We start from the raw sequence: 252 nt of genomic DNA, 5'->3' as shown, positions 1-252 counted from the left end.
CCGCCCGCCAGCGCCAGGGCCGCGACGATCTCGGCGCGGTCGCGCGCCCGGCGCTCGGCCTCGGTGGCGGGCCGGCCATCCGGCGGGGCGGCCGGGGCGGCCGCGTCGGCGGGCCCGGCCGCCTCCCCGTCGGGCAGGTCGAGGCGGAGGCGGCCCCGGGCGGAGAGGATCACCGCCCGCTCGATCACGTTCTCCAGTTCCCGGACATTGCCGGGCCAGGGATAGCGGCAGAGACGGCGGACATCCCCCTCC

1 pseudogene is annotated in these 252 nt (G+C 80.6%); it reads right to left on the bottom strand.

Features of this window, described 5'->3' with window-relative positions:
* A pseudogene (locus KZZ06_RS21640) lies at positions 1 to 252 on the bottom strand (two-component system response regulator); the annotation flags it as partial.

The organism is Sulfitobacter sp. CW3 (genome assembly GCF_019392245.1).
Lineage (GTDB): Bacteria > Pseudomonadota > Alphaproteobacteria > Rhodobacterales > Rhodobacteraceae > Sulfitobacter.
The sequence above is the reverse complement of the archived record's forward strand: the minus strand, read 5'-3'. Positions and strand labels throughout refer to the sequence as shown.